This window comes from Leucobacter massiliensis, assembly GCF_002982315.1.
GTDB classification, from domain to species: domain Bacteria; phylum Actinomycetota; class Actinomycetes; order Actinomycetales; family Microbacteriaceae; genus Leucobacter; species Leucobacter massiliensis.
Genome location: NZ_MWZD01000024.1, coordinates 1 through 14,096, shown reverse-complemented (window position 1 = coordinate 14,096; position 14,096 = coordinate 1). Strand labels below are relative to the sequence as shown.

9 protein-coding genes are annotated in these 14,096 nt (G+C 71.2%); 7 read left to right on the top strand and 2 right to left on the bottom strand.

All coding sequences use genetic code 11. The features are described from left to right. Window positions 1-1,297 precede the first annotated feature (1,297 nt). Complete coding sequence (locus tag B4915_RS13745) at window positions 1,298-2,311, top strand: AraC-like ligand-binding domain-containing protein (RefSeq protein ID WP_105806396.1); 1,014 nt, start codon at window positions 1,298-1,300, stop codon at window positions 2,309-2,311. 53 nt (window positions 2,312-2,364) lie between these two features. On the opposite strand, the gene B4915_RS13740 is transcribed toward B4915_RS13745, so the two are convergent. Continuing rightward, window positions 2,365-3,945 (bottom strand): GMC family oxidoreductase, encoded by a 1,581-nt coding sequence (locus tag B4915_RS13740; RefSeq protein WP_105806395.1) that lies wholly within the window; start codon window positions 3,943-3,945, stop codon window positions 2,365-2,367. Window positions 3,946-4,135: 190 nt separating this feature from the next. Between B4915_RS13740 and B4915_RS13735 the strand changes: the two genes are divergently transcribed. Further along, window positions 4,136-5,551 (top strand): aldehyde dehydrogenase family protein, encoded by a 1,416-nt coding sequence (locus tag B4915_RS13735; RefSeq protein WP_105806394.1) that lies wholly within the window; start codon window positions 4,136-4,138, stop codon window positions 5,549-5,551. A 342-nt stretch (window positions 5,552-5,893) separates the two neighbouring features. Here the strand turns inward: B4915_RS13735 and B4915_RS13730 are convergent, their stop codons facing one another. Then, entirely contained in the window at window positions 5,894-8,203 is a 2,310-nt protein-coding gene (locus tag B4915_RS13730) for a DEAD/DEAH box helicase (protein ID WP_425436381.1), read from the bottom strand. 153 nt (window positions 8,204-8,356) lie between these two features. Here B4915_RS13730 and B4915_RS13725 point away from each other — a divergent pair, with 153 nt between their 5' ends. From B4915_RS13725 to hpaE, 5 genes are all read left to right on the top strand, one after another. Next, window positions 8,357-9,142 carry a fumarylacetoacetate hydrolase family protein gene (locus B4915_RS13725; protein ID WP_105806393.1) on the top strand — a complete coding sequence of 262 codons (786 nt, stop codon included), beginning with the start codon at window positions 8,357-8,359 and terminating at the stop codon, window positions 9,140-9,142. Beyond that, window positions 9,127-9,951, top strand: a complete 825-nt coding sequence (locus B4915_RS13720; protein WP_105806392.1) for an HpcH/HpaI aldolase family protein — start codon at window positions 9,127-9,129, stop codon at window positions 9,949-9,951. Before B4915_RS13725 ends, B4915_RS13720 begins: the two co-directional genes overlap by 16 nt. A 161-nt stretch (window positions 9,952-10,112) precedes the next feature. After that, window positions 10,113-11,639 (top strand): fumarylacetoacetate hydrolase family protein, encoded by a 1,527-nt coding sequence (locus B4915_RS13715; protein ID WP_105806460.1) that lies wholly within the window; start codon window positions 10,113-10,115, stop codon window positions 11,637-11,639. 2 nt (window positions 11,640-11,641) lie between these two features. Next, window positions 11,642-12,319, top strand: a complete 678-nt coding sequence (locus B4915_RS13710; protein WP_105806391.1) for a GntR family transcriptional regulator — start codon at window positions 11,642-11,644, stop codon at window positions 12,317-12,319. A 135-nt stretch (window positions 12,320-12,454) separates the two neighbouring features. Further along, window positions 12,455-13,954, top strand: a complete 1,500-nt coding sequence (gene hpaE, locus B4915_RS13705) for a 5-carboxymethyl-2-hydroxymuconate semialdehyde dehydrogenase (protein WP_105806390.1) — start codon at window positions 12,455-12,457, stop codon at window positions 13,952-13,954. Window positions 13,955-14,096: the final 142 nt, after the last annotated feature.

Below are 14,096 nucleotides of genomic sequence, written 5' to 3'. Positions count from 1 at the left end.
GCACCCGCCGTGTACCATTCTCGCCGACGTATACCTTCTCCACCGCGATCAAGGTACCCCTTGGCGAAATAGGTGTTCCCATCGGCCCCGAGCACCTCCGCCTGCGGCTCGGCTTCGATCCCGAGCTGCAGGAATCTCAGACGGCTCACGGTCTCGATTGGAGAATCCGCTCGAGGATCGGCGAACCGTGCGAGCATGCGCAGCGCCCGCGCCCCGGGTCTGCCCGCGTGCGCCGAAGCGCGTGCTTCCAGCCGGGCGCGCCAGGCCGACCACGCTCTCCGGTCTACGGAGTGCCCGACCCGCGCTTCCCGCCGGAGGAGCTCGTCCGCGCAGGCCAGGGCGATCGGGAACGGCTCCGAACGGGCGAGATCGAAGATCGTGCGTTCGGGTGAGGTACAGCTGAGCTGCGCGAGAGTCATCACGTCCGCAGGGATCACGGCGCACCTGTGCCGGATCCGACGGCCGTTGTGCGTCCCACGTGAGGTCGCGCACTCGGTCGTCTCCACCCGCAGCTCCTCGGCGAGCGCCCGTGCCGGCGCCGTGTTCCGCTCGCCCGCGATCCAGCGGGACCAGACGGGGAGCCCGTGGAGCGTTGCAGCGGAACGATGGGAGAAGAGCGGCCGTTCGGCCCGGCCCTCGTTCGCTGCGATCATCGCCGCGAGGTGCCTCTGCTCCGCTCGTGCCATCCCCCAGAACTCGGCAGTTGCGAACCACCCTCGGCAGAGCCTCACGAGGCGTCCCGAGCTCACCGCATCGGCGATATCACGGTGGCTCATGCCATCGCGGCGAAGCCGAGCGGTGTCTCTGAGCTCTGCCCGTGCTCGCGCGAGGTCACGTTCGAGTTCCATGCTGCGATCTTCGCCCGCCGAGAACCGCTGCGGCAGCGTAGTCCGCAATCTGTGGAGAGCTCCACCCAGGACCCAGGATGTGAGCGAAGTTCCGCGACGCCGCACACCCGCATCGCATGGAGTGTCGGCGTGTACCTTTCTCGCCGACGTGCACCTCAATCACGGTGTTTTGGGTACACGCGGGCGAGAAAGGTATACACCTGCGGCGACTCGGGCGCGGCGGAGCGGGCAGAGCGGGCGCGGCGGGGCGGGGGGGGGCCTTTTATACAATTGGAGCCGCGCGGCGAACAGAGGGTGGGTGGGTGTGGGGGTGTGCTGTCTCGTAAAAAGGAGCCCGGCACGGGGCGGGGAGGATGCGGGAAAAGCGTGTATCCTCGGGGCACCGGGCATCGGCGCCACAGCGCGCGCCGCAGGCCCCTGGGGGACACGGCACGAGCGGAGGAAGCAGCATGGCACACGCAGCGTCGCGAACCGGATCCGCGCCCCGCGCCCGCCTTTCCTCCGGTGATCCGCGCCTCGCCGGCCCGGCTGCTGAGGCCCCCGCGCCGGCGCGCGCCGCCGACATCGAGGGCTTCCGCAGCATCGTCTCCGCCTCCTTCGTGCCGCTGCGGGTCTCGGCGGAGCACACCGAGCCGTTCGAGGCCAGGCTGGTGTCGGCCGACGCCGACGAGGTGGTGTTCACCGAGGTCACCGCCCGGCCGCACCTGGTCGAGCGCACGCCGGAGACGATCGCCAGCGGCGGCAGCGGTTACTACAAGGTCAGCCTGCTGCTGGCGGGCAGCAGCATCATCGTGCAGGACGGGCGCGAGACCGTCATGCAGCCCGGTGACCTCACCGTGTACGACACCTCGCGTCCCTACTCGCTGCTCTTCGACGAGGCGTTCCGCAACCTCATCATGATGTTCCCCAAGAACCGCCTGGAACTGCCCGACGCCTTCACGGAGCAGCTCACCGCGGTGTCCCTGAACCGGGAGGACGCCGGCCTCGCGCAGGTCATCTCGGGATTCCTCGCCCAGTTCCCCGGGCAGCTCACCAGCATCGACGAACGCGTCCGGGCCAAGCTCGCGCACACGAGCCTCGATCTCGTCTCCACGCTGTTCGCGCACATCCTCGACGCCGATCCGCAGCAGCGCGACCCGCGCCAGCTCCTCCTGCAGAAGATCTACGCGCACATCGACGCGCATCTCGGCTCACCGGATCTCTCACCGCGGAGCATCGCCGCAGCGCACTACATCTCCACGCGCCACCTGCACGCGCTCTTCCGGGAGGCCGGCTCCACGGTCTCCACGCGCATCCGCGACCGACGGCTCGAACGCTGCCGCGCCGAGCTGCTCGACCCGGTGCTCAGCGACCGCACGGTCTCCGCGATCGCCGCGCGGTGGGGCTTCACCGACGCGGCGCACTTCAGCCGCACCTTCAAGGCCGCCTACGGCGTCTCGCCGAGCGAGCTGCGGCGGGGCTGAGGCCGCGACGCGGCGGCCTCCGCGCCCGCCGCAGTGACCACCGCGCCCCGGCTTCAGCGCTCGCCGGCGAGCACGAACTGCGCGCCGAGTTCGCCGATCAGCACGGACGGCGCGTTCGTGTTGCCCGTGGTGACGCGCGGCATGATCGAGGCGTCGATGACGCGCAGCCCGTCCACGCCGTGCACGGCCAGGCGCGGCGACACCACGGCCAGCTCGTCCACCCCCATCTTGCAGGTGCCGACCTGGTGGTGGTACGTCGCGAGCGTGTGACGCAGGTAGTCGACGAGATCCTCGCCGTCGCCCACCTCGGGACCGGGATACACCTCGGTGGCGCCCCAGCCGCCGTCCTCGGGAGCTGCGGCGAGCGCCGCCCGACGCCCGATCCTGCGGCACTGTCGCACCGAGGCGAGCAGCGACTCGACATCGCTCTCGGCGCTGAGCGCCCGGGGGTCGAGCAGCAGCGGATCCTCGGGCCTCGGCCCCGACAGCCGGATCTCCCCGCGCGACTCCGGGGTGACGAGGCCCGCCATGAGCGAGAAGCCGTTGTCGCCCCGCGGTTCGAGGAAGTCGCCGTACATGGGAACGGAGAAGTGGATGGGCTGGGTGTCCGGACGGTCGAGCTCGGGGCGGCTCTTCCAGAACAGGTGCGACTGGGTGACGGAGACCCCCTCGCGCGGCGGGTCGATGGGCTTCTCGGTGCCGAAGATCACCGGCACGAGGAAGTGGTCGTGGAGGTTCTTGCCGACCCCGGGCAGCTCGACCCGCGGTTCGACGCCGGCCTCGCGCAGTTCCTCCCCCGGCCCGATGCCGCTGCGCAGCAGCACCCGCGGCGAGTCGATCGCCCCTGCGGCGAGGATCACCTCCTCGGCGAACAGCTCGCGCAGCTCCCCGCCCTGGGCGAAGCGCACCCCGATCACGCGCGGCCGCTCCCCCGCCGCGGCGGGCTCCGCGAAGATCAGCTCGTGGACGTGGCACCCCAGCTCCACGGCGATGCGATCTCGGGCCGGCTTGACGTAGGCCAGGTAGGTGTTCAGCCGGGTGCCGCCTCGCACCGTGATCTGCTGCTGCGAGACCCCCTCGATCGTGGCGCCGTTGTAGTCGGGATTGCGTTCCAGCCCTTCCTCCACCGCGGCGTCGATGATCGACTGCTGGATCGGGGAGAGCTCGTAGTCGTCGGTGACGTCGAGCAGGCCCTCCGCGCCGTGCAGGGCGGGCTCGCCGCCGCCGCGGTAGTTCTCGATGGCGCGGTAGACCGGCAGCACCCGCTCCCACTCCCAGCCGTCGTTGCCGAGCGAGGCCCAGTGATCGAAATCCTGCGGGGTGCCGCGCACCCAGATCATCGCATTGAGCGCGTGGGATCCGCCGAGCACCTTCCCGCGGGGACAGTGCAGGCGGTGCCCGTTGGCCCCGGGCTGCGGCACGGTGAAGTAATCCCAGTCGTCGGGGCTGTGCCAGAGCTCGCCCATGCGGCTGAGATCGTGGATGGCGGGGTTCGTGTCCTCCCCGCCCGCTTCCAGCAGGGTCACGCGCACTCCCGCGTCGGCGAGCCGCCTCGCGACCACCGACCCCGCCGAACCCGCACCGACCACGATGACGCTCTCCGGCGCCGCGGCCGATCCCGACTGACTCGACATCAGAACTCCTCTCGCGCGCGGCCTCGTCACCGCGCGGCTCCCCCAGGGTGCCAGCGGCGCAGCACCGCGGTCGACCGGCGCATCGGCGGTGTTCGCCCAGAGACAAGCGGCGTACCCCGCCAGTCAAGCGGGGTCGCGGACCGCGTCATAGCCTGAGAGCACTATCGGACTCGAAGCGGAGGTTCACTTCATGAAGACGTACGCAGAGCTGCTCGACGCGGTCACCGCGAAGGGCGGCGAGACGGTCGACGCGGTCGATCCCGCGACCGGCGAGGTCATCGGCAAGGCGGCCGTCGAGTCCGTCGCCGAGCTGGAGGCGGCGATCGACCGGGCCGAGGCGGCGCAGCCCGGCTGGGCGGCGCTCGGCGACGAGGAGCGCCAGGCGTATCTGCACCGGGCGGCCGACGCGATCAAGGAGTCGGCGGAAGCACTCGCCGAGCTGCTCTCGCGCGAGCAGGGCAAGCCGCTGAACGGGCCGAACGCCCGTTTCGAGGTGGGCGGCTGCGAAGTGTGGACGCGCACCGCAGCCGACACCCCGCTCCCCGTCGAGGTGATCGTCGACGACGAGTCGGGCTACGCGGAGATGCACTACCGGCCGCTCGGCGTGGTCGGCGCCATCTCCCCGTGGAACTGGCCCATGATGATCTCGATCTGGCAGATCGCGCCGTCGCTGCGCATGGGCAACACCGTGGTGATCAAGCCGGCCGAGACCACCTCGCTGTCGGTGCGCGCCCTCGTCGCCGTCATGAACCAGGTGCTGCCCGAGGGCGTGCTGAACGTCGTCACCGGGCCCGGCAAGGTGGTGGGCGACGCGCTCACGAAGAGCCCGCGGATCAGCAAGATCATGTTCACGGGCTCGACCCCGGTCGGCAAGCAGATCATCGAGGCCTCGGCGCAGAACGTGACCCGCCTCACACTCGAACTCGGCGGCAACGACGCCGGGATCGTGCTGCCCGACGTCGATCCGGCGGCGATCGCGGAGGGACTCTTCTGGGGAGCCTTCATCAACACCGGCCAGACCTGCGCGGCGCTCAAGCGGCTCTACGTCCACGACTCCGTCTACGACGCCGTCGTCGAGGAGCTGGCGAAGTTCGCGGCGCAGGTGCCGATGGGCGTGGGGCTCAGCGAGGAGAACGTGCTCGGACCGCTGCAGAACCGGAAGCAGTTCGACACGGTGGACCGGCTGGTGGAGGCCGCGAAGGCCTCGGGTGCGCGCGTGGTGCTCGGCGGCGATCCGGATCGCGAGGCGCCCGGCAACTTCTACCCCACCACGCTCGTCGCCGACATCGACCCGCACAACGATCTCGTCGTCGAGGAGCAGTTCGGGCCGGCGCTCCCGATCATCCGCTACACCGAGCTCGACGAGGCGATCCGGCTCGCCAACGAGCTGGAATACGGCCTGGGTTCCTCGGTGTGGACGCAGGACCGCGCGCAGGCGATGGCGGTTGCGGCGCGGCTGCAGGCCGGCACCACCTGGATCAACTCGCACGGCGGACTGCACCCGATGGTGCCCTTCGGCGGGGCGAAGCACTCCGGCTACGGCCGCGAGTTCGGCGTGGAGGGGCTGAAGGCGGTCGCCGAACCGCACGTCATCAGCGGCCGCTGAGAGGTCGCGCGGACAGGTGCGTCGTTGCGAGGATGTGCCGGGTTGGGTTCTGGCAAGGCGGAGGAGGAGGGCTTCACTGGCACGGCCCGAAAGAAAACGCGTCGCGTTTTCTCGGGTCGTGGTGCGGCACACGGCGGCAGCCTACGGAGCGGAGCGAGAGGTGGTGAAGACTCCGACGACAACGCAGCCAGAGCCCAATCCGGTGAACCGCAGGTGACGCGAGCTCTCTGCGCGACCTCTGAGGCGCGCGGCAGGCACGCGAAAGGGGCGCCCTCACCTCGGTGGGGGCGCCCCTTTCGCGTGCTCGCGAGCGCGGGGCGGATCAGGCCGCTCGCGCGAAGATCACCAGCGGGGCTTCCGCTTGCCGTCGGAACGGTCGCGGCCGCCGTCGCGGTTGCGGTCGTCGCGCTGGGGCCGACCCTGCCAGCCGCCGCGATCACCGCGCTCGCCCCGGGATCCGCGACGATCGTCGCCGTCCCAGCGCGGCTTGCGCGAGTCGCGGTCGAAACCGCGCTCACCCCGGTCCGAGCCGCCGCGATCCCCGCGGTCGTAGCCGCCGCGATCCCCGCGGTCGTAGCCGTCGCGGCCCCCGCGGCCCTGGCGGTCGCCGCGGTCGTAACCGTCGCGTCCGCCGCGGTCCTCGCGGCCGTAGCCGCCCCGATCCTGACCGCCGCGCCCGCCGCGGTCGTACCCGCCGCGGTCGCCGCGCCCGCCGCGGTCGTATCCGCCGCGCTTCCCGTCGCGCGCCGGCCCCGTGTCCGGCCGCAACTCGATGAGCTTGCCGCTGATGCGCGTCTGCGCGAGCGCATCGAGCGCCTCCCGCGACAGCTTCGCCGGCAGCTCCACCAGGGAGAAGTCATCGCGCATCTGGATCCGGCCGAAGTCGTCGCGGCCGAGGCCGCCCTCGTTCGCGATCGCACCCACGATCTGGCCCGGCTTCACCCGCTGCCGGTGGCCGACCTCGATGCGGTACATGCGCAGGTCGTCGCGCTTCGGACCGCGCTCCGGCCGCTCCCCGCGCTCGGCACGCGCTCCCCGCTCCCCGCGCTCGCCGCGCGAGCGATCCCGGTCCGTGTCCTCCAGGAAGCGCGCCGCCTGCTTGCGATCGCGCTCGAACTTGCGGTCCTCGTCCTCCGAGAGCAGCAGCGGCGTGTCGCCCTGCGCCACGACGGCGAGCGCGGCGGCCACGTCGGCCTCGGGCACGTCGTGGTGACGCACGTAGTGGTCGATGATGTCTCGGAAGGCCTCGATGCGCTGCGTCTCGTCGAGCGCCGCGGTGATCGCGTCGTCGAAGCGGCTGAGGCGCGTCGCGTTGACCTCGGCGACACGGGGCAGCGGCATCTGCGTGAGCGGCTGCTTCGTCGCCTTCTCGATCGCCTTGAGCAGGCGCTGCTCGCGCGGCGTGACGAAGCTGATCGCGTCGCCCGAGCGGCCCGCGCGGCCCGTGCGGCCGATGCGGTGGACGTAGCTCTCGGTGTCGATCGGCAGGTCGTAGTTGATGACGTGGCTGATGCGCTCGACGTCGAGGCCGCGCGCGGCGACGTCGGTGGCGACGAGGATGTCGAGCTTGCCGTCCTTGAGCGCCTGCACCGTGCGCTCGCGCTGGGCCTGCTGGATGTCGCCGTTGATCGCGGCGGCCGAATAGCCGCGGGCGCGCAGCTTCTCGGCGACCTGCTCGGAGTCGCCGCGGGTGCGCGTGAAGACGATGAGCCCGTCGAACTGCTCGACCTCGAGGATGCGCGTGAGCGCGTCGAGCTTCTGGGTGTACGACACGACGGCGTAGCGCTGCGTGATGTTCGCGCTCGTCTGCGTCTTGCCGGCGATCTTGATCTCGCGCGGATCGTTGAGGTGCTGCTGCGAGATGCGGCGGATCTGGGCGGGCATGGTCGCCGAGAAGAGCGCGACCTGCTTGGTGTCGGGGGTGTCCGCGAGAATGGTCTCGACGTCCTCCGCGAAGCCCATCTTCAGCATCTCGTCGGCCTCGTCGAGGACCAGGTACTTGATCTGGCTGAGGTCGAGCGAACCGCGGTTCAGGTGGTCCATGATGCGGCCGGGCGTGCCCACGACGATGTCGACGCCGCGTCGCAGTGCGCTCAGCTGCTGACCGTAGGCCTGGCCGCCGTAGACGGGAAGCAGGTGCACCTCGGGCAGCCGGGAGGCGTAGCTCTCGAATGCCTCGCACACCTGCAGGGCGAGCTCGCGGGTGGGCGCGAGAACGAGTGCCTGCGGCACGCCCTGTCCGGGCTCGATGCGGCTCAGGATCGGGAGCGCGAAGGCGGCGGTCTTGCCGGTGCCGGTCTGCGCGAGGCCGACCACGTCGCGCCCCTCGAGGAGCACCGGGATCGTGGCCTCCTGGATCGCGGAGGGCGTTTCGTAGCCGACCGCGGTCACGGCGCTCAGCACCTCGGGCCGGAGGCCGAGATCGGCGAAGGTGACGCGCTCGGGCGCATCCGGCTCCGCGGGGGTCTCGGCGGCTGCCGAGCCGGCGACGGCCCCGGTCTCGGAGACACCCGCGGGCGCTGCGCTCTCGAGGAGCGCGTCGGTTTCGGTTTCGGTATCGGCACCGGCCGATGCGGCTGCCTCTGCGGAGGCGACGTCGCTCGCGGCCGTCTCGCTGGGCTCTGCGTTGTCGACGTGTTCAGAATTGCTCATCATACAAGCTTAGCGCGGACGGGTGTCAATTCCCGGTGCCCGGGGATGAACGGCCGGCGCGGCCCCGGGTCCGCGGCCGCAGGGCCCGCTCCGCCCTGGCACATGCGCCGCGGATCGTATACGATCTGAGCACGCCTAGGAATCGGAGGACCCGTGCTCGACCAGACGCAGATCGAATCCATTGCCGAGGAGCTGGTGCAGGCCGACCGCGATCGTGCCGTGCTGCCGAGGCTCACCTCGCGCTTCCCCGGGATGGAGGTCGAGGATTCCTACGCCATCCAGAAGGTCTGGTCGGATCGCCGCATCGCGGCGGGCGCGCGCCTCGTGGGCCACAAGATCGGCCTCACCTCGAAGGTGATGCAGCTGGCCACCGGCATCAGCGAGCCCGACTACGGCGTGATCCACGACGACATGGTCTACGAGTCGGGGGCGGTGCTCGAATTCGACCGCTACTCGAATGTGCGCATCGAGGTCGAGCTCGCCTTCGTGCTCGCCAAGCCGCTGAGCGGCCCGAAGGTGAGCCTCTTCGACGTGCTCGACGCCACCGCCTACGCGGTGCCCGCGCTGGAGGTGCTGAACTCGCACCTGGAGCTGGAGGGCCGCACCATCGTCGACACGATCAGCGACAACGCCGCGATGGGCGCGATGGTCGTCGGCGGCAGGCCGGTGCGGGTCGACGAGATCGACCTCAGCTGGGCGAAGGCGCTGCTCTACCGCAACGAGACCATCGAGGACTCGGGCGTGGCGGGCGCCGTGCTCGGGCACCCCGCGCTCGGTGTCGCCTGGCTCGCGAACAAGCTCGCGCAGCACGGGCAGTCGCTCGACGCGGGCGAGATCATCCTCGCGGGCTCCTTCACGAAGCCCATGTGGGTGGAGCGCGGCGACACCGTGCACGCCGACTACGCCGAGCTGGGGTCGGTGACATGCCGCTTCGTCTGAGTCTCCCCGCGACCCTGCGCGAGCGGCTCGACGCCGCAGACCGTCCGCTCATCGGCCTGTGGGCCTGCGCCGGGAGCCCGGTCACCGCCGAGATCGTGGCGGGCAGCGGCTGCGACTGGGTGCTGCTCGACGCCGAGCACTCCCCCAATGGCCTGGAGTCAATCCTGGCCCAGCTCTACGCCATGTCCGCCTACCCCGCGGCCCCGCTCGTGCGACCGCCCTTCGGCGACACGGTGACGATCAAGCAGTATCTCGACCTGGGCGCGCAGAACCTGCTCGTCCCCATGGTCGACTCCGCCGAGCAGGCAGCCGAGATCGTGCGCGCCGTGCGCTACCCCGACGGCAGCGCGGGCGGGGGCGTGCGCGGGGTCGGATCCGCGCTCGCCCGGTCCGCGCGCTGGAACCGGGTGGAGGGCTACCTCGGCCGCGCCTCCGAGACGATCAGCCTGACCGTGCAGATCGAGTCGCGTGCCGCGGTCGAGGACGTGGAGCGGATCGTCGCCACCGATGGAGTCGACGCGATCTTCGTGGGGCCCTCCGACCTCGCCGCCTCGATGGGGCTGCTCGGGCAGCAGAGCCACCCCGATGTGGTGGCGGCGGTGCTGCGGGCAATAGCGGCGGCGCGTGCGGCGGGGAAGCCCGCGGGCGTCAATGCATTCGTGCCTGCAGACGCCGAACGCTACATCGAGGCCGGGGCCGCCTTCGTCGCGGTGGGCGCGGACGTCGCGATCCTCGCCCGTCAGACCGAGGCTCTCGTAGACCGCTTCACCGCCTCCGGCTCCGCCGCCGTGCCCCGCGCCAGCTACTGAGCCCGGCGGCGCCCGAGGGTCGCACTTGCCCGGCCGCATGGGCGGGCGGGCGCTCCCTTCCGGAGGCACTTCCCGAAGCACGCCAAATCGTATACGATAAGAAATATGAAGTGACGGGGTCGCCGCGGGCGGTCCCCGCGCGCAGAGTGAGCGAGGTCGCCATGACATACGGACACCACCAGCTGGGCATCGAGACACCGGGCAAGATCATCGCCGTGCATCTCAACTACCCCTCGCGGATCGCGCAGCGCGGCCGCGCCCCGGAGTTCCCGTCCTACTTCCTGAAGCCGGCCTCCTCGCTCGCCCCTTCGGGCAGCATCATCGAGCGACCCGCCGGCACCGAGCTGCTCGCCTTCGAAGGCGAGATCGCGCTCATCATCGGCGAGCCCGCCCGCTGGGTCGCGCCCGAGGACGGCTGGAAGCACGTCGCGGCCGTCACCGCCGCCAACGATTTCGGCCTCTATGACCTGCGCGCAGCCGACAAGGGCTCGAATCTGCGCAACAAGGGCGGCGACGGCTACACCCCCGTCGGCCCCGCCGCCATCCCCGCCGCCGGTATCGGCCAGGACGCCTGGCGCGTGCGGACCTGGGTGAACGGCGAACTCGTGCAGGAGGACTCGAGCGACACGCTCGAGTTCCCCTTCGGCCAGCTCGTCGCCGACCTCTCCCAGCACATGACGCTCGAGACCGGCGACGTGATCCTGACCGGGACGCCGGCCGGCTCCTCCGTCGTGGTGCCCGGCGACACCGTCGAGGTCGAGGTCGACGCACCGGGAGCACCCGGCGCCCCGCGCACCGGCCGCCTGGTCACCACCGTCACACAGGGTCAGCGCACCTTCGGCGACTTCGGCAACCGCCCCTCGGTGACCGATCAGCAGCGCATCGAGGCGTGGGGCGACGCGGCCGCGCACGCCGCGGCCGTCGCCGCCGGCAAGGCGAGCCCGCTCGACGCGCCCGCTCACGCCACGGACGAGTCGGGGTCCGCCTCCCCCCTCACCGCGGAGATCCGCGAGCTGCTCGACGGCGTCGCCGTCGCCACCGTCTCGGCAGCGCTGCGGAAGCGCGGCTACGTCGACATCTTCATCGACGGCGTGCACCCGAACCACGAGGGCGACACGATCCTCGGCACCGCGAAGACCCTGCGCTTCATCCCCTTCCGCCCCGACCTCTTCAGGGCCCACGGCGGCGGCTTCAACGCGCAGAAGCGCGCCTTCGACACGGTGAACGAGGGCGAGGTGCTCGTGGTCGAGGCCCGCGGCATCCCCTCCACCGGCACCGTCGGCGACGTACTCGCGCTGCGCGCCCAGGTGCGCGGGGCTGCCGGGATCGTCACCGACGGCGGCGTGCGCGACTTCGCCGCAGTGCAGCAGTTCGACATCCCCGTCTTCTCGCAGGGCGCCCACCCGAGCGTGCTCGGGCGGCGGCACGTCCCCTGGGAGGTCGACGTCACCATCGCCTGCGGCGGTGCGGCCGTGCAGCCGGGCGACATCATCATGGGCGACCGCGACGGCGTGATCGTGATCCCGCCCTTCCTGCTCGAAGAGGTCGCCCGCGAGGCCGCGGAGCAGGAGCGGGCCGACGCCTGGGTCGCCGAGCAGGTCGCGCAGGGTGCCGCGGTCGACGGGCTCTTTCCCATGAACGCCGAGTGGCGGGCGCGCTACGAGGCCGAGCGCGGGACGGAGGCCTGACGATGGCCGCCGAATCGAAGTCCGAGCGGGCCTACCGCCTGATCCGGGAGCGCATCGACAGCGCCCAGTACGTGCCCGGCTACCGGCTCGTGCTCGCGCCGATCGCCGCCGAGCTCGACATGTCGGTGGTGCCCGTGCGCGAGGCGATCCGCCGCCTCGAAGCCGAGGGGCTCGTCACCTTCGAGCGCAACGTCGGAGCCCAGGTCGCGCTCATCAAGGAGACCGAGTACCTGCACACCATGCAGACGCTCGCCCTCGTCGAGGGCGCGGCGACCGCGCTCGTCGCCCCGCAGATCACCGAGGAGCAGCTCGCGCGCGCCGCCGAGATCAACGAGCGCATGCGCCGGACCCTTGACCACTTCGACCCGCAGCGCTTCACCGAGCTGAACCTCGAGTTCCACAGCGTGCTCTTCGAGGACTGCCCCAACCCGCACATCCTCGACCTCGTGCACCGCGGCTGGAACCGCATGAGGGTGCTGCGCGACTCCTCCTTCAGCTTCGTGCCCGGCCGCGCCCACGAGTCCGTCGAGGAGCACGACCGGCTCCTGGCGCTGCTCGCGGCTCGCGCCCCCGAGCTCGACATCGAGCTCGCCGCCCGTGAGCACCGGCTCGCCACGCTGCGCGCCGTCATGGCGCACCAGGAGCAGACGAAGCACCGGGCTGAGCCCCCCGCGGCGTAGCGGCGCGCCGGGGCAGTATCCCCGGCCCCGGTCCCCGGCACCGCACCGGCGCCGGCCGCCCGCCGCAGGCACCCCGCCCCAGCAGACACCGACATCAGCAGACACCGACCGACCACCTCCGCAGGAAGGAACACCATGACGCACCAGAAGCCCGAGGGCCTCCCCGACAAGATCCGCCACTTCATCGACGGCGAGTTCGTCGAGTCGATCGGCGGCGAGGAGTTCGACGTCATCGAGCCCGTCACCAACGAGGTCTACATCACCTCGGCCTCGGCCCAGCCCGCCGACGTCGAGCTCGCCGTCGCCGCCGCGAAGCGCGCCTTCAAGGAGGGCCCCTGGCCCACCATGCTCCCGCGCGAGCGCTCGCGCATCCTGCACAAGATCGCCGACATCGTCGAGTCGCGCGACGAGCAGCTCGCGCTCATCGAGAGCTGGGACTCGGGCCTCCCCATCACCCAGGCCAAGGGCCAGGCGCGCCGGGCCGCCGAGAACTTCCGCTTCTTCGCGGACCTCATCGTCGCCCAGCACGACAACGTGACCAAGGTCCCCGGCCGCCAGATCAACTACGTCAACCGCAAGCCGATCGGCGTCGCCGGCCTCATCACGCCCTGGAACGTGCCGTTCATGCAGGAGTCGTGGAAGCTCGCCCCCGCCATCGCCACCGGCAACACGGTGGTGCTCAAGCCCGCCAGCTACACGCCGCTCTCGGCAGCGCTGTGGCCCGAGATCTTCCGCGAGGCCGGCCTGCCCGACGGCGTCTTCAACCTCATCCTCGGATCCGGCGGCGTCGCGGGCGACGCACTCGTGAAGCACCCCGACGTCCCCCTGATCTCCTTCACCGGCGACAGCTCGACCGGCGCGATGCTCTCGACCAATGCCGCGCCGTTCCTCAAGGGCCTGTCGCTCGAACTCGGCGGCAAGAGCCCCTCCGTGGTCTTCGCCGACGCCGACCTCGAAGAGGCGCTCGACGCCACCGTGTTCAGCGTCTTCAGCCTGAACGGCGAGCGCTGCACCGCGGGCAGCCGCGTGCTCGTGCAGCGCGAGATCTACGACGACTTCGTCGCCCGCTACGCCGAGCGCGCGAAGAACATCGTCGTCGGCCTCCCCTCCGATCCGAAGACCGAGGTCGGCGCGCTCGTGCACCCGAGTCACTTCGAGAAGGTCATGAGCTACGTCGAGATCGGCAAGACGGAGGGCCGGCTCGTCGCCGGCGGCGGCCGCCCCGAGGGCTTCCCCGAGGGCAACTACGTGGCCCCCACCGTGTTCGCGGATGTGCAGCCGGACGCGCGCATCTTCCAGGAGGAGATCTTCGGCCCGGTCGTGGCGATCACGCCCTTCGACACCGATGAGGAGGCGCTGGAGCTCGCCAACAACACCAAGTACGGCCTCGCCGCCTACGTGTGGACCTCGAATCTGAAGCGCGCGCACAACTTCGCCAACGGCATCGAGTCGGGCATGGTGTGGCTCAACTCGAACAACGTGCGCGATCTGCGCACCCCCTTCGGCGGGGTGAAGGCCTCGGGCCTCGGCCGCGAGGGCGGCTACCGCTCCATCGACTTCTACACCACGCAGCAGTCGATCCAGATCACCCTCAACGAGGCCCACAGCCCGCGCTTCGGCGCCGGCGCGAAGTAGCCGCTCGCGCTCCCCGATCCGGCCCGCACCCGCCGCGGCCCGGATCCCGGCCGGGCCGCGGCGGGGGCGGGCCGGGGCGGGGGGGGGGGGGGGGGACCCGTCTCTTTTACACATCCCGTCTCTTTTACACATCTCCCAGCCC